Raw genomic sequence first — 26,570 nt, forward strand, 5'->3', positions numbered from 1 at the left:
GGGTGTGCGGCAGCGTTGGATTACTAATTCTTGGGGCCTGCGGTGATTGGACACTTCAGCGGTGTCCGGTTACCCCATCCGGGACCCAACTTTGGCTTGGCGCGACGGCGCAAGTTTGATGCAGCCCGGGCGAGCGGCGCGGATACTACTTCAACGCCGGATCGGGTCTTTCGGTGGCGAGAGTTTCTGGTGGACAGCGGTGTCTGGGCCGCCGCACTTCCTGTTGGCACACTGATCCGATTGGATTTCGATGCTGCAAGGATTGATCCTGTAATTCTCGGTATAGCGATATCGTTTGCGGTTGTCCTGCAGGCACTGCTTGGGTGGGTCCTCGGCCTTTACAGATATCTTCATCCGTATGGTTCCCGGCACGATGCTTTGAACCTCATGTTGGTGGTGACCAGTGTCGGCGCCATTTTGACGATTGGTCGGCTTTTCGTTCCCGCGTCAGACCATTTCCCTCGAAGCGCACCCTGCATTGCGTTGCTCGTTGCTGCTGTTCTGATGGCAGGAGTGCGTCTAACGCATCGAGCGCTTAGCGAGCGGCGTCTCCGTCCGGGTGCAACTGCCACTCCCACCCTGGTCTACGGAGCGGGCCATTTGGGGCAACACGTCATACGGCAGATGAACGAGGACAAGTATTCGCCTTACCGTCCCGTGGGCATCATAGATGACAATTTCCGACTCCGGAATTTCCGGCTGGAAGGGGTACCAGTTCTGGGCCGCCGCGAGGATCTGGCCCGGGTAGCAGGGGCCAGCGGAGCGGAAGTACTCATCTTTGCGATCGCCCGGGCGGACGCCGAGCTACTCCGCGAAGTTTCAGATGCCGCGGATGAAGCAGGCCTTCGGTTGCTTGTTCTGCCCCTACTCGCCGATGTCCTTGAAGGCCGTACAGGGCTGAAGGACCTTCGGGACGTATCCATAGCCGACCTCATTGGCCGGCAGCCTGTTGACACCGAACTGGCTTCCATAGCTGGATTCATCGCTAACAAACGCGTCCTGGTCACTGGTGCGGGTGGGTCGATCGGATCTGAACTCTGCCGGGAGATTACGCGGTTCGCACCCTCTGAGCTCATCATGCTCGACCGGGATGAGACAAATTTGCAGGGCACCCAAATTTCCATCTCTGGACACGGGCTACTCGACACGGACGATGTTGTGCTTGCCGATATTCGCGATGCGTGCACAATCGAAGACATTTTCATGAAAAGACGCCCGGACATAGTGTTCCACGCCGCTGCGCTTAAGCACCTGCCCATGCTGGAGCAATACCCGAACGAAGCATGGCAAACAAATGTGCTCGGAACGCTTCATGTCCTGCGTGCAGCCAAGGCAGCGGGCGTTCAAAACTTCGTGAATATCTCTACTGACAAGGCGGCAAACCCAACGAGTGTCCTAGGTTATTCGAAGCGCTTGGGAGAACGGTTAACAGCTTGGTTTGCCGCTGATACAGAGAAGTCCTATTTGTCCGTACGGTTTGGCAACGTCATCGGCAGCCGCGGTTCTATGCTTCCTACCTTCAAACTACAAATTGAGGCAGGAGGTCCGTTGACCATAACTCACCCGGACGTAACACGTTACTTCATGACTATTCCGGAGGCATGCCAGCTGGTGGTGCAGGCGGGCGCGATCGGATGTCCAGGGGAAGTGCTGATTTTGGATATGGGAGAGCCAGTTCGAATTATGGATGTAGCTGAACGGATGATTGCTAAGTCCGGCCGTCACATCAGCATCTGTATCACCGGGCTTCGACAGGGAGAAAAACTGCACGAGGAGCTGGTAGGGGAGGGCGAAACGGACAGACGGCCGATCCACCCGAAGATCAGCCATACCGTGGTGCCGCCTCTTTCGCCCGAGGATCTAATGGGAAACTGCTTCGACCCAGCCCTTGCCCAGGCAAGGGACGACATGCTGCGGTTACTCAGCCTTGAGAGCAGACAATGAACACCAGGATCTATCTATCAGCACCTGATGTCGGTGAGTTGGAAGAGAAGTTTGTTTTAAACGCACTCCGTTCGGGATGGGTCGCCCCTATGGGCCCGGATGTCGAGGAATTTGAAGCCGAGGTGTCGAAGCGGGTTGGAGTTCCTTATGGTGTGGCGCTTGCATCGGGAACTGCCGCCTTGCATCTGGCCCTGCTGAGCCAGGGCATCGGACATGGGGACATAGTACTGACCTCGACTATGACTTTCGCTGCGACAGCGAACGCGATCCGTTACACAGGTGCTCGCCCTTACTTCATTGACAGTGATGTATCTGGCAACATCAGTACGGCGCTATTGGAAGAAGCAGCGGAAAAGCTGGCAGCGGAAGTTCGTCCCGCCAAGGCGGTTCTGCCCGTAGACCTACTGGGTAAGGTCTGCAACTTTGACGAGATAGACCGCATTGCTGAACGGTTCGGAATGGCGGTGATTTCCGATGCAGCGGAGTCATTTGGCGCCACCCGTCGTGGGAAGGCTGCCGGCTCATTCGGCGACATGGCCGCCTTGTCCTTCAACGGCAACAAAATCATGACGACTTCTGGCGGCGGAATGCTTTTGACCGCAGACCCCAAGACCGCATCCCGCGTGCGGTATTTGGCCACCCAAGCGAGGCAACCTGTGACTCACTACGAGCATAAGGACATTGGCTATAACTACCGGATGAGCAACGTCTTGGCTGCCTTGGGGCGGGCACAACTCCTGCGACTGGACGGGATGATGTCCATACGCCGCCGGCGTCGCGAAATCTATCGAGAGTTCTTCTCACAGGTGAAAGGTGCGGAACTGTTTGGGGCTCTCTGTGATCACGAGGACAACTGTTGGCTCACGTCGGTGGTAATTGACCCGGAGGCGGCCGGTTTCACAGCGCAGGATATGGCTGCCTACCTTACTGCAGAAAATATCGAAACACGTCCTCTGTGGAAACCGATGCACCTCCAACCTGTGTTCGCGGACGCTGAGTGTTTCGTGGACGGTACGTCGGAGCGGTATTTTATGACAGGTCTCACGCTTCCTTCGGGCTCTGCTTTGACGTCTGGTGAGTTTTCCCGCGTTATTGAGGCTCTTCAATCATTCCTAGCATCCCGAAATTGATGTTTGAGCGGAGGGAAGCCCGTGGATCATCATCAGACGTATTTGGCATGGCGCGCACTTTTTGACAGGGTCACGGCCGCACTCATGCTTGTGGCGCTCACGCCACTCATGGCACTAATCGCCATCCTGATACGCGTCCGCATGGGGAGGCCGATTCTCTTTCGCCAACGCCGTATAGGCCAGTTTGGCAAAGTTTTCACAATGGTAAAATTCCGAACCCTAATCAACAATGCGGAGGAGATCGGCGGCGGGTCCATTCTGCCGGAACTGAATCTCGTGCCACCGCTGGGCGTGAAACTGCGACAATACAGTTTGGACGAACTTCCCCAGCTGGTGAACATTCTTCGAGGAGACATGAGTTTCGTGGGGCCGCGGCCCGCACTGCCCGCCCATTACGCGCGATATACCCCCGAGCAGGCCCGTCGGGTTCTGGTGCCTCAAGGGCTCACAGGATTGGCGCAAGTAACTTACAGGGCCGAGGCGCCCTGGAGTCTTCGAATCAAAAAGGACCTGGAGTACGTCTCCGACGTGGGCCCTTTCTTGGACGCCAAGATACTGGTTGCCACGATCTTCAAAGTTCTCAGAGCTGAGGGCGTCGTCGAAACGTTAAGTCAGGACGAGAACGACGACTTTGATACGGGCAATTTTGATACGGGCAATGCAAAGCAACTTTGATGGGAATTTCCAGCTTGGTCAACGGGACGGGTAAAGTGTTCGTCCCACTTCGCCCTGGTCGCGGGGGGTCTCACGAGTCCGCTCATGCCAGCCCCGTAACGGGTGATTTGAAGACGCGTACTAGTTACTCGGGCGACCTTTGCGTTAGGAGTCCTAATGTGGAAGCGGATCGGAGGCGAGGGCTTCCATTTCGAAGCCGGCTACTCTCCAGCGGTCACCAATGCCCGACGTAGTCCATTGACGTAGCTGTTCATAGGAGGCACCCGTGCATACAACAGGGCATGTGATTGACAAGGAGCAGACGTTTCTCCTATCACAAGACCTGATTCATCATTTGGCGAAGGGTAGGCAATGGGCCACGCCGGGTGTTCAGGTTGCGCTGCAGAAAGTTGTGGCCGGGCTAGATGCCGGCCTTGAAACAGCTTCACCCCGTCTGCAGGTGACGTTACGTCAGCTAGCTGACGAGGTAGCAGGCGGAACGGAACCCATCTACCCCCGACTCCAAGAACATTGGAGACATGTAGCACCGAAAGTTGCAGCTTCACACTTCAAGTTGAAGCCGGCGGGAGTTCCGGTACCCCGAAGTTGGGGGTTGGTTGCAGGGTTGCTGTTGATGGCCTGCACGGGGCTGGTCCTTTGGCGTTACTTGCAGCAGCCAAGCAGTAATGGACCTGAAGCGTGGGCACCGGCCAAGAAGCCGCCGATTGCAGAGTTCGATGCAAGCCACAGCCTCGCCGCTGCCCGTATGCACGGATTTAGACGGGACTGACGTCATTACGAGCGGAACGTACTGGAGCGCGTCGTCTGGAAAACAAGTACCTGCGCGAGAGTTGAATCCTAAATATGAGTACTCGGTACTCGTGACCTGTTGCGGCGGCCCCTCCTACGCTGAACAAAAGGGGATGAGGCCGGGGCGCTCCGTTCTTGCCAGAAGTCCCCGGCGGCCGGACCACGCTGGGAGGACACCATGGGAGACAGCCCTCGCAACTCCCGCTTTGCCTGGATGGGGGGTCGCCGGACGCCCCGGCATCTTGTCCCTGAGGATGGAGCGTCGCACACGGAGACGGTCAAGGAGCGTGCGCGGACCGGCGGGGCCGTGCTGATGGTCGTTTCCCTGGCGCTCACGATCGGCACGCTCAGCGTTGCAGCAAATAACCCGCGGACCCAGAGCTCCGAAGGGCCAAGTAGCGAGCCCGCGACCCAGGTGACTGAGTCTGCACAGCCCACCACGGATGCTCCTTCCCCGGAGCAGGCTTCCGAGCCAAGTTCCTCGCAGCCAAGTGCCGAGCCAAGTGCCGAGGCAACTGCCGAGGCAAGCACCCCGGCGGCTACGGTCGAAACCGCCTCCCCGGCGCCGACAAACGGCAGCGGTTCCCAGCCGGCTCCAAAACCTGAGTTTCCGTCCTTCTACCAGTCCGTCCCGGTGGGCGACCTGCCCGGCTGGCGGCAGGTCTTTGTGGATGACTTCACGGACGGAAACGTGCCCATTGGCGATTTTCCCGGCATCTACGGTTCGCGATGGCACGAGACCTACAAGGACGGCACGCCGGACACCCATGGCAAAACGCAGCCAAAGGATGCGAGAACGTCCGGGTACTACCCGTCCAAGGTTCTCAGCGTCCACGACGGCGTCCTGGACTTCTTTTTGCACTCCGAAAACGGTGTTTCCATGGGCGCAGCACCATCCCCGAGATTCGCAGGTACCACCCAGGCGCCCTGGAACAGCCAGCTCTACGGGCGCTACTCCGTACGCTTCAAAGCCGATTCCCTCCCGGGTTACAAGTTGGCCTGGCTGCTCTGGCCCGTCAGCAAGCAGTGGCCGCAGGACGGCGAGATCGATTTCCCGGAAGGGGACCTGTCCAAAGTCATCTACGCCGCCCTGCACGGCATCGGCCCGGACGGGAACCACACCTTCGACGTCTTCCGCCCCGAGGTCCCGTTCACGGACTGGCACGTGGCAACCACCGAATGGACACCCGGTCGCATCGAATTCTTCCTGGACGGCAAATCCATCGGCGTTGCAACGTCCATGGTGCCGGACAAGCCGATGCGCTACCTCCTGCAGACCGAGTCTTGCCTGACCGGTTGCCCGGCACCCGACACCGCAGGCCACGTCTACGTTGACTGGGTGGCCATCTGGGCCCGGAACTAGGTGCAGTCCGCCCGGATCCGGGTATCGAACCACTTTCCGCGGGTACCGGCTCCCCCTGAAGCGGGTAGGCGCTACTGGTGATCGGCTGGAAGCCCCATTGGTACGGTGAGGAATCGCCGTGGGCAGGGGGCACGCTCTAGCTGAAGAGGGTGGATTGTGTTCGACGTGAATCTGGACAGGCGCTGGTATTTGCGGCTCCATGCACTCCTGTCAGTGCTGCTGCTTGCAGTAACCGGTATTCTCGCGGTTCCGGCCGGGGCCTCGGCTGCCGAAGGTGATATCGGGGTGGAGGGGCCGTCGCATGCGGGGACGTCAGTGCCGACGGGCACGAAGCGGGCCACGAGCGGGTTGTGGTTCAACGACGGCATCTGGTGGGGAAACCTGTGGGACACCGCAAGCTCGAAGTTCCACATATTCCGGTTCGACGCCGCGACGGGCTCATGGGCCAGCACGGGGGTGGTGACGGACGCGCGGGGTAACACCCATCATGACGTGCTGTGGGATGGGACCACGTTGTATGTGGCGAGCTACCGGTTCGTCAACGACGGACTGCCGGCCGAGCCGAACTTCCCAACGACCATGCGGCGCTACAGCTACGACTCAAGCGCCAAGAAGTATTCACTGCTGGGTTCTTCACAGATCAACAACTCCAAAGTCGAGGTTCTGACCATCGATAAGGACTCCACGGGCAGGATGTGGGCCACGTGGCAGCAGGGCAACCGGATCTACCTGAACGTGACCGGCACGGACGGCAAGACATGGGGGACCCCGTTCCCTCATCCAGCATCCTTGAGCAATGTGTCAGTGGACGACATTTCGGCGATGATCGCATTCGACGGGAAAATCGGTGTGATGTGGAGCCGCCAGGTGGGCGACGCCACCGACGGCATGTACTGGAGCCACCACGTGGACGGGGCGCCGGAAGCTGACTGGTCCGCTCCCGAGACGGCGGTGTCGGGGCTGCGCAGCGGTGACGACCACATGAACCTTAAATGGCTGGACTCCTCCGGCGGCCGGGTGTTCGCCGCCATCAAGACCTCATTCACCTCGGCGTCCCAGCCGCTGATCCAGCTGCTGGCGCTGAACGGCACCACTTGGTCCGCGCACACGATCGCCACCGTGGCGGAGTGCCCCAACCGGGTGATGGTCCTGATCGATGAGAGCACCCAGCAGCTGCGGACGTTCGCCACGTATCCGAAGCCGGCCGGCACCACGAACGCCGGTACCTGCACCAGCTCGGGAGGCGCGATCTACGAGAAGTCCACACCCCTGGACAACATCAGCTTCACCACCACAAAGACCAACCGCATCATGGATGCCGACCAGTATGCCCACGACGTGACCTCCACCAAGCAGAACCTCAACAGCGAGGCGCGGGGCACCGACAACAGCGGACTGCTTGTGCTCGCCGATGTCAACGCCACCAACCGGTACTGGCACTTCTACGAGCCACCCGCCGGCGGCGGAGGCGGCGGCACTGGCGATACCACCGCCCCAACCGTGACGGGTACGTCCCCTGCCACCAACGCAACAGGCGTGGCAGTGACAGCTAACGTGACGGGACAGTTCTCGGAAACGCTGGACGCGTCCACGGTCACCGCGGACACGTTCACGCTGGCAGCGGGGACGACGGCGGTGCCGGCGGCTGTGTCGTTCAACAGCACGGGCAGCGTTGCCACGCTGGACCCGGCCACGGACCTGGCGCCGGATACGGCGTACACGGCGACGATAAAAGGCGGTTCCGGCGGAGTGAAGGATGCCGCGGGTAACGCGCTGGCCTCGGACCGGACCTGGACTTTCAGAACGGCTCCCGCGCCCCCCGCAACACCGGAGACCGTCACGCTCACGACTACCGCTGACAGCTACGTCTCCAGCCTTGGGCCGGGGACGAACTACGGCAAGAAAACCGCACTGTGGGTGGACAACAGCCCGGTGGAGGTTGTGTATCTCAAGTTCGACCTGTCGGCCTATGCGGGCAGGACGCTGGAGAGCGCGGTGCTGCAGCTGAGCGTTGGCGACAATGCCTCAGTGGGCAAGCAGAACGTCAAACTGGTCGTCGACGACAGCTGGACTGAAAGCGGGATCACCTACACCAACCGTCCCGCGCTCGGCACCAGCAGCCTCGGCACGCTCGGCCCCACGGCGGTCAGCACCGGCTACAGCATTCCGCTGACCGCCACAGACCTGGCCGGCGAGCTCGGCCAGCAGCTCACCCTGGGCGTGGACACCGGCAGCACCGACGGCCTGGCAGTGAGCTCGAAGGAGGCCGGCAGCACAGCCGCACCCAAGCTGATCCTCACCCTCCGGTAGGTGCGCTTCCCCGGATCTCCAAGCAGTGCTGGGTACAATCGGGAGCCAGACGAACGAACACTGCTTTGCCGGAGGTACGGAGAAACAATGTCGGAATGGCTCGAAGTCGGCGCGGACAACTATGTGCTGTTCACCGAAGGATCGCTGCTGAACACCGGACTCATCGTCGGATCCGAACGGGCCATGGTGATCGATACCGGCTGCGGCCCCCGGCAGGGCAGGGAAATCCTGGACGCGGTGCGGGAAAAGACCCGGCTGCCGCTCGTCGTCGTCAACACCCACGCCCACTACGACCATTTCTTCGGCAACGCGGTGTTCGCCGAAGCCGGCGTCACGGAGTTCTGGGCACACCAGAACTGCGCCACCGAAATCGACGAACACGGGGACCTGCAGCGCCGCTTCGTGGGGACGCTGGAACCGGAGATGTCCGCCGGTGAGGGCGAGAACGTGGAACTGGTGGTCCCCAACGCCATCGTGAAGGACCAGCCGGTGCTGGTGGACCTGGGCGGCCTCACCGCCACGCTCTTCTACCTGGGCCGCGGCCACACCGACGGCGACCTCCTGGTGGGCACCCCCACCACCTTGTTTGTGGGCGACCTCGTGGAGCAGGGCGCGCACCCTTCCTTCGAGGACTCCTACCCGGAGGAGTGGGCGGACGCGCTGCGCCACATCTCAGCGCTGCGCCACCGCTACGAGTTCCTGATCCCCGGGCACGGGAAGCCGTGCAGCGACCAGTTCGTCAAGACCATGGCGGACACCATGACCACCGCCGTCCGCCAGGCGCGCCAGTCCATCCGCGACACCCCAAGCGACGCCACCAAGGCGATCCCCGTCCTGCCCTACGGGCCGGAGCAGTCGCGCTGGTTCATCAAGCGGCTCCAGGAGACCCGCCGGGAGCACTAGCGAAGTCCACGGTGAACTGCCGGCGGACAAGTTTGCGCTTGGCGCCGCGTTCCACGAGGATTGCGACGTAGTCCCGCACCCGGCAGCCGTCCAGCAGGCTGTACTCCTCGGCAACCACGTCCTCGACGACGGAGCGGGGCTTATCGGGGAACCGCTCGGCGAGCCGCTCCACCACGGCCGCGATGGCCTGGGCTTCGGTCCTTTTGAGCATTACCGGTCCTCCCCTCGGGGGAGAGCCAACGACAACCTGTGCGATTCTGAGCCGGGCTGCATCCTTGAATGATACGGACGGGCGGCGCTGGGAAAAGGGCCTGAAGAGGAAGTCTGCGGAAAGCCGCAACAGGCATCGCGGGGCGGCAGTTTGCGGCCCGAGCCTGCCCGGCACGTCCGGAACCGAAGCGTACGACGGCGGCCGCGCGCCGTCGTCGTACGTCCCGCCTTTGCGCCTGGTCAGACGGCTGTCGGCATGCCTCCCGCCGGCATCTCCTGCGCGTTCACGGCTTCCTTCTCCGCGCCGTCCATCGCCCCCGCGGGCATGTCCTGTCCTTCGCGGCTCTTGTGGCCGTCGGTTGTCACGCTCTCGGCCATGGCGCCAAGCGGCATCTCCACCGTTTGGGGAGCGCCGGCGTCGGACGAGACGTCCGTGCCCCCGGCCATCGCCGCAGCCCCGGTGGACTCTTCCGTGAGGAAGGGCATGTTCTGCCACCTGTGCCACATGGCGTTGTCCGTGCCGCGGACAAAGACTTCCAGGCGGCCGTCGGCGTTGCTGCCCACCGTGATGTTGGAGGTGAGGATGCCGCCCAGGGTGTGCCAGCCTGACCAGCCGCTGTTCGGCGCGGTCTGCCACATGTGCCAGAGCGCGTTGTCGGTGCCGCGGACGAAGGCCTCAAGCCGGCCGCTCGCATTCCTGCCCACGGCGATATCGGAGGTGAGGATGCCGCCCAGTGACCGCCAGCCGGACCAGCCGCTGTTCGGCGCCGTCTGCCACATGTGCCAGAGCGCGTTGTCGGTGCCGCGGACGAAGGCCTCCAGCCGGCCGTCCTTGTTGCTGCCGATGGCGATGTTGGATGTGAGGATGCCGCCCAGCGAGTGCCAGCCGGACCAGTTGCCGTTGGGTGCCGTTTGCCAGCGGTGCCACAGCGCGTTGTCCGTGCCCCGGGCGAAGACCTCGAGCCGGCCGTCCTTGTTCTTGCCTACGGTGATCTCGGAGGTGATGACGCCGCCCAGGGAGTTCCAGCCGGACCAGTTGCCGTTGGGTGCGGTCTGCCAGCGGTGCCATACGGCGCCGTCGGTTCCACGGGCGAAAACCTCCAGCCGGCCGTCGGCGTTGCGGCCGGTGGCAGGCGGCCCGGTGATGACGCCGCCCAGCGAGTTCCAGCCAGCCCAGTTCCCGTTGGGGGTTGTCTGCCATCGGTGCCACAGGGCGTTGTCGGTGCCGCGGGCAAAGATCTCCAGCCGGCCGTCCTGGTTGTTGGCTACGGCGATCTCAGTGGTGATGACCCCGCCCAGGGAGTTCCAGCCCGACCAGTTGCCGTTGGGCGCGGTCTGCCACCGGTGCCACACGGCGCCGTCGGTGCCGCGGGCAAATGCCTCCAGCCGGCCGTCCTTGTTGTTGCCCACCGAGACGTCCGAGGTGATGACGCCGCCCAGGGAGTTCCAGCCGGACCAGGCCTGCGGGGCCGCCGGGTAGAGGGCCCGGAACCCGTCGATGTCGTCCTGGGTGAGGGCCCGCTTGGTGAAGTTGGAGGACACGGTGGGGGCCATCACGGCGTTCGCCACGCTGGAGTGCGCCAGCCCCACGATGTGGCCGAACTCGTGCAGGGCCACCGTCTCGATATCGAAGGCGCTCGCCGCGGCACCCACGCTCCAGACGTGCTCGCTGTCATCGAAGTGGACCGGCTTGGGCAGGGTGTTGGTGACCACGCTGCAGCCGGGCGGGAAGTCTGCGTGGGCCAGGACCCCGCCCACCATCGAGTGGTCCGGGTCCGCTGCCGGCCGCCAGCCGATGCGGATGTCCGGGCTGGAGCCGAGGGCCACCTCGGTGAAGGTCAGCCCGCCCACGTTCTGCCAGGTCTGGATGGCGCGGCGGATGGCGTCGAAGTCAGCGGTGCCCGCAACGTCGTCGGTCCCGGTATCGAACGCGTAGGTCAGTGTCCGGTCCGTCCACGCGCACTGGGTGGCGAAGGCGATTGCGCCGCCGCGCATGTCCGGAAGACCGCAGCGTGCCTGCATCATGACGTCGCGGGTGGCGTCGTCGAAGACGCCGGTGACGGGCAGGTGGAAGAATTCCTGGAATTTCTTCAGGGCCCCTTCGGTGGGGTCGTCCAGGACACCGAGCTCCCGGGGGGTTGCTTCGCCCAGGTAGCCGAACCGCTCAAGGTAGCTTTGCACCTTGCTGAACCCCGGACTCCGTTCCCCCGCGGCGGTGTTTTCGACGGCGGCCAGGTACGGGGCCGCGCGGTACTGCTCTTCAGTCATTGGACTCTCCTTGATCTGTTCGGATGCTTCGCAGGATCTGCAGTGCGGTGTCCCGTTCCGCGCCGGGGGACATATGGACGACGGCGGTGGCGCGGCCGGGGAAGGTGGCGGCAAGGGTGCGGATTCCCTCCTCCTCGAACGAGACAAAGTCCGCGGTGCCGTTGCCCACGTTTTCCTGCCAGTGCTCGTAGCCGGGTTTGGCCGCGTAGCGGGTGAGGGGGTCGGCGAAGGGGCTTGCGTCGACGGTCAGCCTGATGCCGGCGCCTTCGAGGACGGCGGCGCCGCCCTCAATGGTGTGTTCCTGGGAGGGGGCCAGCTGTTCGGGGACGTCCAGCGCCAAACCGGCCACCCGGAGGGAACTCCACGGCTGCCCCATCATCACCCGTCCTCACGCGAGGGAACCACAGGAATAAGTCGATCAGACGGGCGTTACTGCACCGTTACTGCCCCGGCGGTGCCCCTTCCGTGGGCGGCGACGCGGGACCGGTAGGATTTGCCGCGTGATGAGAAACGGCGGGCGCATGCAGGACTGGATGAAGTACGCTGCACTCGCGGTGCTGGCGGTCCTCGCCTTTGGGGTGGCAGCGCTCGCGCTGATGAATCCGGGCGGCCTGGGCGCGGCCGTGGAACCTCTTCCAGCCAGCAGCCAGGTGTCCACGCCCGCAGCCTCTGTGGCCTCGAGTTCTCCTTCGGTTCCCACCGCCACTCCCACTCCCACTTCCACGGCAACTGCAACCGCACCGCCGGCGGGAATCGAGTTGCCGGCCGAGCCGGTGATCCTGATCTTGGGCGATTCCTACACGGCCGGGGATGGAGCTGATGCGCCGAACCAGGGCTGGGCCTATCTGGTTGCCAACGCGCTGGGATACCCCACCAACATCGACGGCGCGGGCGGAACCGGGTTTGCCTGGGGCGGGGGAGCGCAGGACGAACTGGGCGGCGAGTACGAGCTCCGGCTGCAGGAGATTGCCGCCACCCCGTCCTTTGTGCCGAACGTCCTCATCCTGCAGGGCGGCCAGAACGACGCCCAGATCCCCAACGCCGAGGAGGTCAAGGCCGCCACCACGCAGACCATCCTGGCGGCGCGCCGGTTCTGGCCGGGGATCCAAGTGGTGGTGCTGGGACCCTCGGCACCCCAGCCGCTGGCGGAGGAGCTCCGCGCCACGAACACTGCGGTCCGCGCCGGCGCCGAGGCCGCCGGTGCCCCGTTCGTTGACGCCATCGACGCCGGCTGGTTCACTCCTGCCAACAGCCCGGGGTTCGACGCCGACGGTGCCCACCCGAACTCCGCCGGCCACGCCTACATTGCGGAAAAGTTCCTGGAATCCTGGGCCGCCCTCACCCAATAACCCTCTGGAGTTTTTGGGCAGATATGGCGACTTCCAAGGCCCTCAGCCCGCCATATCTGCCCAAAAACTCTCACCGCGGGCAGGGGAGAGGTGCCGCTTCGGATCGCAGTCCGGCGGGGCTGGTTCCCAGCCTGCGTCCAGACTTCATCCAGCGCAGTTACCGAAACGTTATATATGCTTGCTTAGTGGTTTTTAGGTCTAGCAGCGGAAATTCGTCAGTTTCGGAACGCCCCTCAAGCCCGGAAGGCGGGCTGATTTCAGGGCGCAAGCATGCCCTGGACGGGCTTCGCACCATCGCGGTGGCGGGCGTCTTCTTCTTTCACACGGCAACCGAACAGATGCCCGGTGGATTCATCGGGGTGGACGTGTTCTTCACCCTGAGCGGCTTCGTAATCACCCTGCTGATCATGAAGGAGTGGCAGGCAACCGGCAGGCTGCGGCTGGGGGTCTTCTACGCCAAGCGGCTGGCCAGGCTGTGGCCGGCGCTGCTGGCCCTGTGCGCGGTCATCCTCGCGGTGGGTTTTGTCTTTCCCGCATCGGGCTGGGGAGGGCAGGCGGAGTTCGTCCTGCCGGCGGCGGGCTACGTCATGAACTGGCGCACTTCGGGATGTTCGGCAACTCCATCACCGGCGAAACCCTCGGCCCCACCTGGACCCTCGCCGTGGAGGAGCAGTTCTACCTGGTGTGGCCGCTGCTCCTGCTGGTGATGCTGCGATTCTGGCGGGCCCGCACCGCGGCTTGGGCTACGGCCGGCCTGGCCGCGGCCTTTCTGCTGGAGCGGTTCGTGCTGGTGATGGCCGGCGCGCCGCTGGGCCGGCTGTACAACGGGCCGGACACCCGGGCCGATGAACTGCTGATCGGGTGTGCCCTGGCCCTGCTGCTGGTGTGCATCAGGCCGGGTTCCCGGGCCCACGTTGCTCTCCCTGCTGACTGCTGTGCTGCTCGGCTCCCTTGTCCTGCAGCCAGCCGGGTTCATGGCACGGTTCCTCAGCCACCCCTGGCTTGCCGGGCCCGGCCGGGACCTTTCCTACGGAATGTACCTCTGGCACATCCCCGTGTACCTGCTGCTGATGCCCCTGGTCCCGGAGCTGCCGATCCGCATCGCGCTCTCGGCGGCCCTCACCGTGGTGTTCGCCTGGGCGTCCTTCCGCCTGGTGGAGCGGCCGCTCCGGCGCTGGGCAAACGAAAGGCTGGAGCCCGCCGTCGTCCGTCCGGTCCGCAATGGCTCGCCGGAGCGACAACTCGCTACTGCGGGGCGGGGCGCTTAAAGATGAGGGGACCGGTGACTTTTTTGCGGATCTACGCTGATCCGCCGCCTCCGTCACCGGCCCCGAGTCTGTTTCTCAAGTAATCGAAGGGGTGTTGGTCCCGCAGGGCAGCCCTTCAGGCATCACTGTGCACCCAACAACTCAAGAAGAGGGGCAGATACGGTCAAGAATTCCTCAAGATTCAAAGGCCTGGGTTAGGCGGGTGGCGTCGGGAATGCCATCCTTCAGACGGCCAGGAGCCTGTGCGACTAGAGCGTCTCGGGGATCGGCCGTCCCGGGAAGAGCGTTGCGTACTGTTTCCGGTACATGCGGCGCCCCACGAGTTTGTACGCGAGGCGGACCGGCGCGGGGATCTCGGCGAACAGTTCCTTGCGATCCGCGGGCGGGTTGGTGGCCAGCACCATCCCCAGGTAGGCAACCATGAACTTCTTGTCGAACTGCTTGACGCCGTGCTGCCCGATGGCCTTGCTCTCTTCCTCGGTCATCACCCGGTCAGCGACGGGCATCACCTCTGTGACCTCGCGCCGCAGGTGCACATTCAGGACCGCCGACAGCTCCTCATAAAGCCCGGCGAGCTCGCCACCCAAAGCGGCGTCAGCCGTCTCCATCCAGCGCAGGCGCAGTGGCTCGATGGCCTCCAGCCGTTGGGTGACCTGCCGGTGCTGCTCAAGCATCTGCGCCACATGCAGCGCGCACGCCGGGGCCCGCTGCTCCAGCTGGGGATACATCAGCAGGTCCTCGCCCTCGTGGTGGATATGGAGCACCTTGTCGAAGTTGCCCAGCACCTCGCCCACATACGCGACACGGGCGGTGTCGCCGGCATTGACGGAGCGGACCAGGCCCGGCGCCTCGCTGTACGCCCACAGGAAGAACCGGTGGATCCGCCGCATGGCTGCCGAGCCGCCGCACAGGACCGGCCCCGGAGGAAGCGGAGCTGCGGTCTCGCCGGGCTGCATGGTGAAGAAGTCGGTCATGATGGGCCCCTAACTCGTCGTGAGACCAGGCCCTCTCCCCGCGAGCATGGTATCGCTTGCCTTCCTGCCGGACAACGGTGACCGACATGCGTCACTTACAACCTGCGGGGTGCCGGGGGCGCCTGGAGTTCCGGGACACGACGGGAACTGCAAGCCCATAAATCACGCATTCCGGTTTTCACGGCTGGCCGTTGCCCTCATGGCCGAGGGATGATTCGCTGGAGGGATGAGCGATGAGACACCACACACAGAAGACCTTCCGGACGACGAGCACCTGCGCAACGACGTGGTCCCGGCAATGCTGGATGAGCACGAGGCGTCCCCGGACGAGCATTTCACGCCCGGCCTGACCAACGCCGGCCAGCAGGTGGGGGGACTGGCTTCAGCCACGGGCTACGGCGACAAGCAGGACCCGGACGAGCTGGATTCCAACAACCCCGTCTGACCCCGCCACGTGGGGCCGGCGGCCCGTGGCCCCCAATGGTTGCTTGCTGTTTACCTGGAAGACGTTGTCCCGCGCCCGGGCATTGCCAGAAGATGATGCGACGGCGGGGCTTGCGTTGATACCAACTGCGGCGCCTGCCAAGAAAGGCGGGGCTGGTTCTGACGGCAGCATTCCGGAGCCAGCCCCGCTGAAACCAGGAATAACGAAGAGCACGACTTTTCGGGGATTTGCTTGGCGGTGCTGTTTGCTCAACACCGCCAAGCGCTGAAACCGTCGGTTTCCCGACTCAAGGCTGCGGTACCACTGGACCCAGCTCCAGCTGCACCCCCATGCGCCGCGGCCTTTCAGAAACTACTTTGGACCGTCATCCTCAAGCGGACGCGAAATTGCCGTCAAGAAACCGTCAAGGCTTGGGCAGGTTAAGTGTCCGAACCCCCGGGAGTCCGCCGGACCAAACCGGCACAGGACCTGCGCAGCTACCGAGGAAACACCCAGTGCCCGCGTCCGGGCGGCCTACTTGGCCGGATACTCCTGCCGCCTGCTGAAGCCGACGTCGTTCAGGCCCTGCATCATGTCCGCGACGCTCTTGTGCGCCCCAGCCTCCTTTCCGACGACGGCGACGGCCGCCACTTTGCCGTACATGACCGGCCGGCCCTGGTCGTCCTCCTCCGACAGGTCCGCGTCCAGCCGTTCCAGGACCTGCTGCGCCACGCTGGCGGGGTGGCCCATCCAGATGGGCGTGGCCAGCAGGAGAATGTCCGCCGCGAGGATCCGCTCCCGCAGTTGCGGCCACTCGTCCCCGTCGCCAGTGTCCACCTGCACGCCGCGCTTCACGTTGTGGTCCACCACCCGCAGCGAGGACACCTGGACGCCCTGGCTGCCGGGCGGGCACCACCTGCGGTGCCCGCAAGCGATTCGTGGACACGATTCGTCCCGGATGGGCCACCCGTTTACCAGGTGCAGCGGGAAGGGAGGTTCAGACCCGCACTGCACCCTCGGGCTCTTTACCGGGCCGGTGACGCTGGCGCTTCCGGTGGCCACGACGCACCAGACAGCCTCCGGCCTGTCGCTGGAGGCCACAGGGCATTTCACGTCGGTGGAAGCAACTGTCCCAGTCCTGCCGTCAGGCCCGGCTGCAAGTCTCGCGTTGGCCGGAGCCGGCTCGCAGAGATGATCGGTGCGGACGCCCGCACGCCAGGTGAGTCGGCGGTGTTCTCGGCGGAATTCAACATCGCCCCGGCCATGGTGGGCATTGCAATGCTCCTGATAGCGGGAGTCTTCGAGTACGGCCGCCGGCTCGAGAAAGACACCGAGGGGCTCGTCTAGTGCCGGCGGAGGAGTCGTCAAACATCCACTGCCACCTGGACGATCTGCTGGCAGACCGCGGCATGACCCTGTGCTCGATTGCCAGGTTGGTGATCTGCTGACAAGCGTGCGAAACCCGTGACTGCGGCTTCACCGGGATAGGCGCCCGGGCGGAAACTCCTGTTCAGATCTTGACCCAACCCGCGGCGATCCTTCGGCCAACCTTGACCCGCCGGGCGTAGCTTGTGGCCATCAGACAGTTCGGATTCGAAGGGGAGTGGAAGCAATGACGCTTACTGAGTACGTTGTAGCCCTTGGCAGCATGCTGGCCTCACTCGGGGCTGCCGGCCTCCTGGCAGCCGGAGTGATCCGCGCAAAAGCCCGCCACTAGGGCGTGTCAGCCAGATGCTGATTGCCCGGAGGGCCGCTCCGCCGCGGTAGGTGAGGGCGAGTTTGTCTAGGGTGTTGCCGGCGCCCGCCGCTGTTTGAAGATATCGAAGTTGGCTCCACGACGTTGCGGCCTTTGTAGTCTTCCTTGTCAAAGGCGGGGGGTCCTGATGCCACCTCACCCGCGGACACGGTTGGGGCGGGTGCGGGTCTGCCGGGACCGGCGCGGTTGCTTTTCAGCTGGTCCATCAGCTGGGTGAACGTGGGTGCATCTTCGCCCTGCACGGGGCAACCAGCAGCAGAGGCCTGCCTTCACCGTCGACCAAGGCGTGGATTTTGGTGCTTAATCCACCGCGAAGCGGCCGATCGCGTGGTCGTGGCTCAGGAAACAGATTCACGTAATTCGAGCGGGCCCCTGTGGTTCGGGGGAAGATTGGTGCCGCTTGCTGGCGATTATCTGAAAAATGATGCCGCCTGGTCCGGCGCGTTGGACTTCGGTGACGGTGAACCCAGCGCCTACGAGGTATGGCACGGGGTTACGGGTGATGTGTTCGCCGCTCACTAGCACGCATAACGGTTCGACTGCACGCATCATCAGATGCCCGAGGGCGTGGGTGGGGCGGCCGTGTTCGGCCAGTATGAATGACCCGCCCGGACGGAGCACCCGGTAAGCCTCGCGGCTGGCTGCCAGCGGATCAGGAATCGAGCAGAAAGTGAAGGTTGAAAGGACGGTGTCTGCGCTTTCGGACGGCAGGGTCAGGGCCTGCGCGTCACCGTGATGCAAGTCGATGCGCTTGCTCGCTACGCGTTCGCGGGCGATGGCGAGCATCTCCTCGGAAAGTTCAATCCCCGTCACGTGCTGCGCGTCCGGGCCGTACAGGGGAAGGTTCAAGCCGGAGCCAACCCCTATCTCAACGACCTTCCCGCGGGCCATCGATACAGCCCAGGCCCGGGCTCCAACGGCAATATATCGTTCAAAAAGACGCATCCACCTGTCGTAAAGCGGCGCATTCCTGTTGAAGGCTCTCGTAATGTCATTGTTGGTGGTCTGGCGCATGTCGACCTTCCCGGGTAGTCAGGTCGTCATCGTAACTGGGAGGAAGTTCCGGTTGCACGAAGCCACGGCAAGAGCGGCAGTCCCGGTAGAAAGTACGGCTCAGCTGCTTATTTTTTGCAGGCGTAGTCGTAGTCGAGTCCGGCCGATACGTATTGGGTCACTGTTACGGGGCTGCTGGGCGTCAAGCCAGGAAGCGAGCAATTTGATTTCGCTCCCCGCAGGGTTTTGGCACCTGCCAGCCAGCTTGGCAGCCCATCGAGGGAGCTGTCGGCCGGCACGGTCCCGGCGATGATTCCCCACTGGTAGCTTGTCGAGTAAATCCCGACACCGGCGTCCTTGCCTTCGGCGTCCGTACGTCCGGCAGTGATGGTCTGGAAGTAGTCGACCATCCCTTCAAGGGTTGCCCGGTTCAGGGCTGTGCTGTTTTCCTCGCCGGTCTGCCAGCTGTTTTCTGTCTCGACATCGAGCCACCAGAAATAGCTGCCAGGGTCCGTCACGCCTCGTTCCTTGGCGTCGTCATAGGCCTTCGCGTAGCCGTACACGTATGAGCAGGGAAGGTCGACCGGGCCTTCAAGTTCGCCTTTGCTTGCGGGCTCGCACTTACCGTAGGGCTCTGGGACCACCACGTCTTTATACACATTGGATGCTGGCCACCAGGAGCCTTCATGTCCAGAATTGGCCGTGTTTACGTACAAAGAAATCTGGGGCTGGGTGGGGTGCCCGGTGGTATTTTTCTTGGCCCATGCGAGTTGCTCAGCGAAGCAAGGGTTGCTGTTATTAGCCAGTCCGCCGGTGACGCCTATGATCGCGAAAGCCTGCCCGGTGGGAAGGGTATTGATCTTGTCGCATTGGGGCCAGGATATGTCGATGCCCACAAGGTCCTTATTCTGGGACGGCGGAGCCGCTGCCACCGGAACCGTTCCTGTGGCCAATAGCCCGAAAAGGGCCAGGAACGTGTAAGCCATCTTCATCCCGTAACGTGCCATGACCAATGCTCCCGTCACCTGCTGCTTATGGTGTACATGCGCGTCCTGCGCCGTGCCGTCCGGCCCGTACCCGGAGGTGGTAAGACTTTACGCTGGCATGGCAAAGGGTGAAAGACCGCGAATCCCCCTATTTCGGTCGCTAGCGAAGGGATGGGTAGGCGGTCGCCTGCGGCGTACGGCCGGGGTGAATTCATCTTGTCTGGGATTCCCAGGTCAGGATCGAGGAAGAGGATGCCATGGCTGCCATGGCGGCAGCGAATGAGATTGCCGACGGCGGGGAGTACCCGCTCCTGGTGGGGGCTGGGCCTTGAACGACCAGCACCGAAACGCATCCCGGCCACTGCCGCGTAAACGATGCTTACAGGATCCTTGGCAAATCCTGCGCTGATCCGGCGTGTGTTGGTGTAGGCCAGGGCGAAGACTTATGAGGCATGGCATTTGCTGTGCCCGTAATTTTTCCCCCCGGGACAAGACCGGGGGAGGGGGCTGGAGTCTGGGAGTCTTATGAGAAAGCTTCGTTTTATTGCCTGCGTCCTGGCGCTGGTGGCAGGGATGCTGGCCGGTGCGGCTCCTGCCGTTCACGCCGCCACCCCGGCCATCAGCCTGAACCCGGCCTCGGGGCCGGCAGGAACATCAGTGACGGTCACCGGGACCGGGTTTCCCAAAAAGAGCCTGGGCACGGTTACTGGTGGCACCAATGAGGTGCCGTTCAAAACCAGTCCTTCGGGTTACTTCAAGGTTGATGTGGTCATCCCGGTGACGACCGACCCGGCGGTTGCCATCAAGGCTGTATCGGGAGCAGCGCAGGCAGTCGCGGGTTTCACTGTCACCTACAGCTCACCATCCACCACCACCGAAGACACCGGGGAAACGACAACGGTCTCCGAACCAGCCCCGACAACCGCCGCCATCAGCACAGCCGCGCTGCGCTTCGGGGTCGGGACACCCGGAGGACCATTGGCCGGCGCAGAACTGGATGAGGTGGCAGCCCTGGCCGGGGAGGCGCCTTCGATCATACTGTCCTACAAGGACTTCAACCAGGCGCCTCCGCTGACTGAACTCGATGCTGTGCGGGCCCGTGGTGCTGTTACCTTGCTGACTTGGGAACCGTGGACCTGGGGCGGCGGCACGGATCAGCCCGCCTACGCCCTTGACCGCATCGCCGCTGGAGACTTCGATACTTACCTGCGGGGCTGGGGTCAGGCGCTGGCCAGTTGGGGACATCCGGTGATGCTGCGGTTCGGGCACGAAATGAACGGCAACTGGTACCCCTGGGCCGAGGGTATCAACAGCAACAGCTCCGGCGACTACGTCGCCGCCTGGCGGCATGTCCACGACGTGCTCGAAGCGACCGGGGCGTCCAACATCACCTGGGTCTGGAACCCTAACGTTCCCTACTGGGGATCGACGCCCCTGACCGGGCTGTACCCCGGATCCTCCTACGTGGACGCCGTCGCGTTGGACGGTTACAACTGGGGGACATCAGCGTCATGGAGCTCTTGGCAAGAGCCTTCCCAGCTATTCGGACAAGGGCTGTCAGAGCTCCGCACCCTGGCGCCGGGCAAGCAGATCCTGATCGCTGAAACGTCCTCGGCCGAGCAGGGCGGCTCCAAAGCCGACTGGAACACTTCATTGGTCAGCTACCTTGCTGCCCAGGGCGATGTCACAGCTGTCACCTGGTTCCACTTCAACAAGGAAACTGACTGGCGTATCAACAGCAGCAGCTCATCTGCTGAAGCCCTGGCACGGGCTTTGGCCGCCCGACCGAAGTAACTACCAACTCGGGCGCGGTGTTTGATGAGGTGCTAGTAGTCCACATGGACATCCAAGTCCTCCGCGGCCCTTCCGGTGATCCGGGCCGCAGCGGCACGGACGGCTTCCGGGATGTCCTCATGCAAGGAGCCTGCTCGCCACCGGGCAGTGGTGAGCAGGCTCCTCGTGCTTGTCGCGCCTGGGCCGCTGTCTCCCATCATCTGCACGACAGCCCTGCCCGGTTTAGGCCTACCGAAGGCGCCGTCGTCCGTAAAGCCGCCTGCGTGCCTGGCCGGGTAACGGGAGGATTCGTGACGTCCAACTTCCGGTGAAGTTTCTCTCCCAAACCCCTTTACGCGCCCGGTCCGGTGTTATTAACATCGTTCGTGTCATAGTCCGGATGGGCGCCGGGGGCGTCCGGGAAGGGGGAGTGCATCACCGCTGATCATTACCGAATGACAATTGACCACTACGTTGAAAGCCCCTCCTAGGAGGGGCTTTCCCCTTGCCGGGCGTTCCGCCTTCTGGCAGGGCGTTTTCCGGGCTAGGGGGTAGGCCGGATGGCGGTATCGGCGCTGTAGGAAGTGACCCTGGAAGCGGGGCCGCTGTCGAGCACTTTCGAGCGGACCGTGGAAGCGTCCAGGACGACGTTCTGTGCTTCGACGTTGCTCACAACATGGTTGGTGGCCACCACGTTGCTGTCGCCCCCGGCGATGAGGACCATCGTGGGCTGGGCATTCGGCGGGACGATCCTCTCCGGCGAGACATCGTAGGCGATGAGGTTGTTGGAAAAGAGGTTGTTGTCTCCCGCAATGTGAACCACGCCGTACAGATCGTCCAGGCCGTTGGATACTCCGAGGAACGGCGGGAAACCTTCCATGCCCCGGCGGAAGTGGTTGCCGGTGATGAGGTTTTCCTTGCAGTTGTTGGTGAGCCGCATCATCCCGGGGAAGAAGCCCTGGAACCTGTTCGAAGTCACCGAGCACCTGTTGCAGCCGGTCAGCTCGACCAGGCTCCTGCCCCGGGGAAACAGGTTGTTACCGGTGATGAGAAGACCTTCGTGATTCTCCGCCAGCAGGGTGGCGCCCTCCGGCCCGGCGCCCATGAGGTTGTCACTGATGATCGTCGCCTGTCCCGCACCGGTGAGTTCTACGCAGTTGCCGCATTCGGCGATCATGTTGTCGTGAACGCGCAGGGCGTCGGCGCCGCGGACTATGAGCGCGTGCTCCAGATACGCAAAACCCATGCCGGTGATGTGGAAGGAGTCGTTGTCCGAGGCGACTTCAATGCCGGTCCTGCCGTTCCTGTAGCTGTTGCCGTCCGGCGGGAACTCCACGCCATCAAGGCAGAAGTCGCGGAAAACGACTCCGGACAGGCGGGGACTTCCAGCCCGGCGAACCAGGAAGGCCTGCGGCGCTGCTGATTGGGTGAGGACACGGATGTGGCTGCCGCCGGGCTGCAGCTCGAGCCAGCCGGACGTGTCCGCATTGTCCTTAATGCTGCGGGAGAAGAACCCGTGGCCAAATCCCGCAATGGTCAGGTAGCTGATGTCCACCACCACCTGGGTCCGAAGATCGTAGTCTCCCGGGGGAATGGTGATGACGGCACCGGGCCTGGTGTCCGCCGTGGTCTGGCGCCTCTTGATGTCCGCGATGATGTCGTTGATGACCGCACCAATGTCCACCTGTGCCGTCACCTCCGGCCGGCCCTTGATCTTCCACGAGGTGACGTCGTAGATGTTCGTTTCTTCCGGGCTGTCAGCGGCGTGTGCCGGTGCTGTAGCGCCGAAGGCCAGCGCTCCGGTAAGGGTGGCAACAGCGCCAGCGCCTAACAGCCTGCGTCGGCTCGGGTCCACCGATACCGAATTTTTGTCAGTCAACGCTTTTCTCCTCAATGCACAGTGGAATGTGTGGGCTATCCGGAACTGCAAGGCATTGGTTTTTTGCAGCACAGAGCGGCGGGTCTTGATGGCCTCGGTGTACGCGTCTGTAAATGGAAGTGTCCCTGCTCTCCGTAGAGCCGGAAATTTCCAGGCGTGTGCCAAAACGATTGGGCGTCCGGATACCTCGAGGCTAGGAGGGCGGTGCAACAGCTGTCAACGCCAAAATTTCTCTTGGTTTTGGCAAAGCAGTGACCCTTGACACTCTCAGGTTCCTCGTCCTATCGTGAGTGCCAAGTCGTTTTGGCAAAACGATTTTTCAGACCCCAGTCACTCTCACCATTCCGTTCAAGAGAAAGTGAGTCGACAGCGATGTCCACTCGTAAATTCATCAGCAGGCTCGCCGTCGGCGGCATCTGCACCGCCGTCGCACTGGCCGCCTCGGCATGCGGCGCAGGAGGCCCGGCCACGTCTACCGGAAGCGCCGGCACCAACACCGTCAACGTCCTGGTCGAAGCAGGCGGCCACGCCGAACTGACCGGTGTCGCCCAGCAGTGCAAGCAGGACGCCGGCGTGGACGTCAACTTCGTCGAACTGCCCTACGACGGCATGTTCAACCGGCTTTCCAGTGAATTCTCCTCCGGCAACGTCTCCTTCGACGTGGCCGCCCTGGACTCCGTGTGGCTGCCCAGCTTCAAGGACGCCCTGCAGCCCATTGATGAGATCTTCACCGATGAGGCCAAGAAGGACATCTTCCCGTCCCTGGTCAAGGAAGCCAACGTGGACGGGCACTTCGTGGGCCTGCCCGCCTGGACCAACGCCGAAATCATCCTGTACCGCAAGGACCTGTTCGAGGACGCCAAGAACAAGGCCGATTTCCAGGCCAAGTACGGCTACGAGCTGGCTGCCCCCACCACCTGGAAGCAGTACCAGGACATCTCCGAGTTCTTCACCAAGGACGGCATGTACGGCACGGACGTCAAGGGCGGCGTGGAAACCGAGTGGCTGGCCCACGTCCTGCAGGCCGGCTCGCCCATGGTCCTGGACGGCGACAAGGTGGTGGTTGACAACGCCGCGCACAAGGAAGCCCTGGACTTCTACGTGGGCCTGGCCAAGTACGCTCCCTCCGGCGCAGCACAGGTTGACTGGGCCGCAGCGCAGAACCTGTTCAACCAGGGCCAGACCGCCATGACCCGGTTCTGGGCCCACGCCTACCGGCAGATCCCCAAGGACTCCCCGGTGGCGGGCAAGGTGGGCGCAGCCCCCATGATCGCCGGATCCGCCGGCGTCGGCGGCGTTCCCGGCCCCTGGTACCTGACCGTTCCGAAGGCCACCAAGAACACCGAGGCGGCCAAGAAGTTCGTGAAGTGCGCCTACGACTACAACGACAAGGGCATCGAATCCAGCCTGGGCCTGGCCTCCCGCATCTCGGCGTTCGAGAAGTACCAGGACAAGGAAGGCTACGAGAGCTTCAAGCCGCTGATCGAAACCCTCAACGGTGAAGCCACCGCCACCCGCCCGGCCACCGAGAAGTGGCAGCAGATCGTGGACACCGTCCTGGTTCCCATGCTGCAGAAGGCCGTTGCCGGCGGTGACTCCGCCGCCCTCCTCGCCGACGCCAAGAAGCAGATCGAGGACCTCCTCAAGTAAGACCCCCGCGGCCGGCACTTGCACACACCGGTGCCGGCCGCGGCCCCAACCAGCGGAAGAGAAAACCGTGCGCATCTCCGACCGCCGCTTCGCATTGTTCCTGATGACACCAGCGGCGCTGTTCCTGGCAATATTCGTGGCCTTCCCGCTGTTCCGCCTGGTGGCGGACAGCTTCTTCAAAATCTCCCCGATCGCCGGCGGCCCCCGCGACTTCGTGGGCCTGGACAACTACTTCCGCGCCTTCGCATCTGAGGCCTTCACGGGAGCGGGCTGGCGGACCCTGGCGTACACCCTGGTGGTGGTCACCCTCGAGTTCGCCCTGGGCCTGGGCATGGCCCTGCTGTTCACCATGCTGGGCCGCAGCTCCCAGATCTGGCGGACGGTGTTCATGTACCCGCTCATGATCGCCCCGATCGTGGCAGGCCTGCTCTGGAAGTTCCTGATGATCGACAACTTCGGCCTCATCGGAACCCTCCTGCACCAGGCGGGCATCCTGGACAACCCCAACCAGATCGGCTGGCTCTCAGACCCCGGCATCGTGCTCTACTCGGTGGCCATCCCGGACATCTGGCTGACCACCTCGTTCATGTGCCTGGTGCTCTTCGCCGGGCTGCAGAACATCCCGGGTGACCTGATCGAAGCGGCACGGCTGGACGGCGCCCGGGCACCGGCCCTGCTGTTCCGGATTATTCTTCCGCTGCTGCGGCCGGTCATCGCCGTCGCGCTGGTGGTCCGCGGCATCGACGCGGCCAGGGCCTTTGACACCATCCTCATCCAGACCAACGGCGGCCCGCAGTCCGCCTCGGAAACCATGAGCCTGCTGATCTACCGGACCATGATCCGCTTCGGCGATCCGGGCCTGGCCAGCGCCATGGGCACCATCTACCTGCTGGCGATGCTGGCCGTCGCGTTCGTCGCGGTGTCCACCATCTGGCGGCCAGGAAAGGACAACTGATGCGCGTCGCCGAAAAAACCACGCACGACGGCGGGACCCCGGCCAGGGCGGCTGCGGCACCTTCCGCAGCACCCGCCGTCGTCCGTCCCCGCAAGCGCCGCGGCGTTAACCGGGAAGGGCTGGAGGCCGGCCGGCGCAGCACCCGCACCCTGCTGTGGGTCCTCCTCGCGGCCGCCATGGTGCTCTACGGATTCCCGTTCCTGTACCTGCTGTTCACGTCCTTCAAAACTCCGATCGACACCATTGCGGTGCCGCCCACCATCCTTCCGCGGGAGTGGACGCTGGAGAACTACGCCAACGCGCTGGGCCGCAGCGGCGTGCCGGCGTCGTTCATCAACAGCATCCAGACGGCCATCATCAGCACAGTGCTCTCCCTGGTTCTGGCGGTTCCCGCCGCCTACGGCATCACCCGGTACAAGACGCTCAGCGGCCGGATCTTCATCATGGCCGCCCTGGTGACGCGCATGGTCCCGCCGGTGGCAATCGGCATTCCGCTGGCCTCCATGATGGGATCCGTGGGCCTGGCCGACACACCCATCGCGCTGTCCATCGCCCACACCACCATCTCCCTGCCGCTCTCCATCTGGCTGATGTCCAGCTTCTTCGAAGCGGTCCCGAAAGACCTGGAGGAGGCGGCAACCGTGGACGGGTGCAGCAGGCTCGGTGCCCTCTGGCGGGTGGTCATCCCGGTGGTCTCCGGCGGCATCGCCGTCACGGCGATCTTCGCCTTCCTGGCCTCCTGGAACGAGTTCCTCTTCGCCCTCCTGATGACGGCCATCCGCTCGCAGACAACGCCCGTGGTCATCGCGAACTTCCAGACCCAGTTCGGCCTGGACTGGGGATCCATGACGGCCCTGGCCGCCGTCTACTCCATCCCGGTCATCCTGCTGACGCTCCTCCTGCAGCGCAAGATCGTGGCGGGCATGACGCTCGGCGCCGTCAAGGGCTAGCCAGGGGGAACCGACATTCGT

The 26,570-nt window shown here is 63.5% G+C and carries 23 protein-coding genes; 15 read left to right on the forward strand and 8 right to left on the reverse strand.

Annotation, left to right across the window (positions count from 1 at the left end):
• Nucleotides 1-240 precede the first annotated feature (240 nt).
• From AC5RT3_RS00185 to AC5RT3_RS00210, 6 genes are all read left to right on the forward strand, one after another.
• The gene (locus AC5RT3_RS00185; RefSeq protein WP_494051177.1) at nucleotides 241-1,944 is read left to right on the forward strand and encodes a polysaccharide biosynthesis protein; all 1,704 of its coding nucleotides are present in this window, start codon (nucleotides 241-243) and stop codon (nucleotides 1,942-1,944) included.
• A complete protein-coding gene (locus AC5RT3_RS00190; protein WP_494123232.1) occupies nucleotides 1,941-3,074 on the forward strand; it encodes a DegT/DnrJ/EryC1/StrS family aminotransferase in 1,134 nt (377 codons plus the stop codon). Before AC5RT3_RS00185 ends, AC5RT3_RS00190 begins: the two co-directional genes overlap by 4 nt.
• A gap of 21 nt (nucleotides 3,075-3,095) precedes the next feature.
• A complete protein-coding gene (locus AC5RT3_RS00195) occupies nucleotides 3,096-3,749 on the forward strand; it encodes a sugar transferase (RefSeq protein WP_494010219.1) in 654 nt (217 codons plus the stop codon).
• Between the two features lie 967 nt (nucleotides 3,750-4,716).
• The gene (locus tag AC5RT3_RS00200; protein WP_494123233.1) at nucleotides 4,717-5,901 is read left to right on the forward strand and encodes a glycoside hydrolase family 16 protein; all 1,185 of its coding nucleotides are present in this window, start codon (nucleotides 4,717-4,719) and stop codon (nucleotides 5,899-5,901) included.
• 156 nt (nucleotides 5,902-6,057) lie between these two features.
• Nucleotides 6,058-8,211, forward strand: coding sequence for a CBM96 family carbohydrate-binding protein (locus AC5RT3_RS00205; RefSeq protein WP_494123234.1), 2,154 nt, complete (start codon nucleotides 6,058-6,060; stop codon nucleotides 8,209-8,211).
• An 87-nt stretch (nucleotides 8,212-8,298) separates the two neighbouring features.
• Nucleotides 8,299-9,114, forward strand: a complete 816-nt coding sequence (locus AC5RT3_RS00210) for an MBL fold metallo-hydrolase (protein WP_494123235.1) — start codon at nucleotides 8,299-8,301, stop codon at nucleotides 9,112-9,114.
• Here the strand turns inward: AC5RT3_RS00210 and AC5RT3_RS00215 are convergent.
• The 3 genes from AC5RT3_RS00215 to AC5RT3_RS00225 form a co-directional block, all read right to left on the reverse strand.
• Nucleotides 9,080-9,325, reverse strand: coding sequence for a three-helix bundle dimerization domain-containing protein (locus AC5RT3_RS00215; RefSeq protein WP_494123236.1), 246 nt, complete (start codon nucleotides 9,323-9,325; stop codon nucleotides 9,080-9,082). The genes AC5RT3_RS00210 and AC5RT3_RS00215 overlap by 35 nt on opposite strands.
• A 239-nt stretch (nucleotides 9,326-9,564) precedes the next feature.
• The gene (locus AC5RT3_RS00220; RefSeq protein ID WP_494123237.1) at nucleotides 9,565-11,592 is read right to left on the reverse strand and encodes a DUF8189 domain-containing protein; all 2,028 of its coding nucleotides are present in this window, start codon (nucleotides 11,590-11,592) and stop codon (nucleotides 9,565-9,567) included.
• Nucleotides 11,585-11,971: a hypothetical protein gene (locus AC5RT3_RS00225; RefSeq protein ID WP_494123238.1), complete on the reverse strand. Its 387-nt coding sequence runs from the start codon at nucleotides 11,969-11,971 to the stop codon at nucleotides 11,585-11,587. The genes AC5RT3_RS00220 and AC5RT3_RS00225 overlap by 8 nt, the downstream gene beginning before the upstream one ends.
• A 124-nt stretch (nucleotides 11,972-12,095) precedes the next feature.
• Between AC5RT3_RS00225 and AC5RT3_RS00230 the strand changes: the two genes are divergently transcribed.
• The 3 genes from AC5RT3_RS00230 (at nucleotide 12,096) to AC5RT3_RS00240 (ending at nucleotide 14,209) form a co-directional block, all read left to right on the forward strand.
• On the forward strand, nucleotides 12,096-12,941 hold the full coding sequence (locus tag AC5RT3_RS00230; RefSeq protein WP_494123387.1) for an SGNH/GDSL hydrolase family protein: 846 nt from the start codon (nucleotides 12,096-12,098) through the stop codon (nucleotides 12,939-12,941).
• Between the two features lie 185 nt (nucleotides 12,942-13,126).
• The gene (locus AC5RT3_RS00235) at nucleotides 13,127-13,648 is read left to right on the forward strand and encodes an acyltransferase family protein (RefSeq protein WP_494123239.1); all 522 of its coding nucleotides are present in this window, start codon (nucleotides 13,127-13,129) and stop codon (nucleotides 13,646-13,648) included.
• A gap of 267 nt (nucleotides 13,649-13,915) precedes the next feature.
• Nucleotides 13,916-14,209, forward strand: coding sequence for an acyltransferase family protein (locus tag AC5RT3_RS00240; protein WP_494123240.1), 294 nt, complete (start codon nucleotides 13,916-13,918; stop codon nucleotides 14,207-14,209).
• A 248-nt stretch (nucleotides 14,210-14,457) separates the two neighbouring features.
• Here the strand turns inward: AC5RT3_RS00240 and AC5RT3_RS00245 are convergent, their stop codons facing one another.
• Nucleotides 14,458-15,183 carry a hemerythrin domain-containing protein gene (locus tag AC5RT3_RS00245; protein WP_494123241.1) on the reverse strand — a complete coding sequence of 242 codons (726 nt, stop codon included), beginning with the start codon at nucleotides 15,181-15,183 and terminating at the stop codon, nucleotides 14,458-14,460.
• 226 nt (nucleotides 15,184-15,409) lie between these two features.
• Here AC5RT3_RS00245 and AC5RT3_RS00250 point away from each other — a divergent pair, with 226 nt between their 5' ends.
• Nucleotides 15,410-15,628, forward strand: coding sequence for a hypothetical protein (locus AC5RT3_RS00250; RefSeq protein ID WP_494123242.1), 219 nt, complete (start codon nucleotides 15,410-15,412; stop codon nucleotides 15,626-15,628).
• Between the two features lie 513 nt (nucleotides 15,629-16,141).
• Here AC5RT3_RS00250 and AC5RT3_RS00255 read toward each other — a convergent pair.
• Nucleotides 16,142-16,492: a flavodoxin family protein gene (locus AC5RT3_RS00255; RefSeq protein WP_494051166.1), complete on the reverse strand. Its 351-nt coding sequence runs from the start codon at nucleotides 16,490-16,492 to the stop codon at nucleotides 16,142-16,144.
• A gap of 306 nt (nucleotides 16,493-16,798) precedes the next feature.
• On the opposite strand from AC5RT3_RS00255, the gene AC5RT3_RS00260 reads away from it, so the two are divergent.
• Nucleotides 16,799-16,954 carry a hypothetical protein gene (locus AC5RT3_RS00260; RefSeq protein ID WP_494051165.1) on the forward strand — a complete coding sequence of 52 codons (156 nt, stop codon included), beginning with the start codon at nucleotides 16,799-16,801 and terminating at the stop codon, nucleotides 16,952-16,954.
• Between the two features lie 760 nt (nucleotides 16,955-17,714).
• Here AC5RT3_RS00260 and AC5RT3_RS00265 read toward each other — a convergent pair.
• Together AC5RT3_RS00265 and AC5RT3_RS00270 are read right to left on the reverse strand one after the other, a co-directional pair.
• Complete coding sequence (locus AC5RT3_RS00265) at nucleotides 17,715-18,377, reverse strand: class I SAM-dependent methyltransferase (RefSeq protein WP_494051164.1); 663 nt, start codon at nucleotides 18,375-18,377, stop codon at nucleotides 17,715-17,717.
• A 107-nt stretch (nucleotides 18,378-18,484) separates the two neighbouring features.
• Complete coding sequence (locus AC5RT3_RS00270; protein WP_494123243.1) at nucleotides 18,485-19,363, reverse strand: glycoside hydrolase family 25 domain-containing protein; 879 nt, start codon at nucleotides 19,361-19,363, stop codon at nucleotides 18,485-18,487.
• Between the two features lie 504 nt (nucleotides 19,364-19,867).
• Between AC5RT3_RS00270 and AC5RT3_RS00275 the strand changes: the two genes are divergently transcribed.
• Nucleotides 19,868-21,136, forward strand: a complete 1,269-nt coding sequence (locus AC5RT3_RS00275) for a glycoside hydrolase family 26 protein (RefSeq protein WP_494051162.1) — start codon at nucleotides 19,868-19,870, stop codon at nucleotides 21,134-21,136.
• A 523-nt stretch (nucleotides 21,137-21,659) separates the two neighbouring features.
• Here the strand turns inward: AC5RT3_RS00275 and AC5RT3_RS00280 are convergent.
• Nucleotides 21,660-22,994 carry a NosD domain-containing protein gene (locus AC5RT3_RS00280; protein ID WP_494123244.1) on the reverse strand — a complete coding sequence of 445 codons (1,335 nt, stop codon included), beginning with the start codon at nucleotides 22,992-22,994 and terminating at the stop codon, nucleotides 21,660-21,662.
• A gap of 372 nt (nucleotides 22,995-23,366) precedes the next feature.
• On the opposite strand from AC5RT3_RS00280, the gene AC5RT3_RS00285 reads away from it, so the two are divergent.
• The 3 genes from AC5RT3_RS00285 to AC5RT3_RS00295 all read left to right on the forward strand — a co-directional run bounded on the left by AC5RT3_RS00285 (nucleotide 23,367) and on the right by AC5RT3_RS00295 (nucleotide 26,549).
• Nucleotides 23,367-24,644 (forward strand): ABC transporter substrate-binding protein, encoded by a 1,278-nt coding sequence (locus tag AC5RT3_RS00285; protein ID WP_494051160.1) that lies wholly within the window; start codon nucleotides 23,367-23,369, stop codon nucleotides 24,642-24,644.
• Between the two features lie 67 nt (nucleotides 24,645-24,711).
• The gene (locus AC5RT3_RS00290; RefSeq protein WP_494010243.1) at nucleotides 24,712-25,599 is read left to right on the forward strand and encodes a carbohydrate ABC transporter permease; all 888 of its coding nucleotides are present in this window, start codon (nucleotides 24,712-24,714) and stop codon (nucleotides 25,597-25,599) included.
• Complete coding sequence (locus AC5RT3_RS00295) at nucleotides 25,599-26,549, forward strand: carbohydrate ABC transporter permease (protein ID WP_494010244.1); 951 nt, start codon at nucleotides 25,599-25,601, stop codon at nucleotides 26,547-26,549. Before AC5RT3_RS00290 ends, AC5RT3_RS00295 begins: the two co-directional genes overlap by 1 nt.
• Nucleotides 26,550-26,570 lie beyond the last annotated feature (21 nt).

This window comes from Arthrobacter sp. Y3221159 (genome assembly GCF_059089885.1).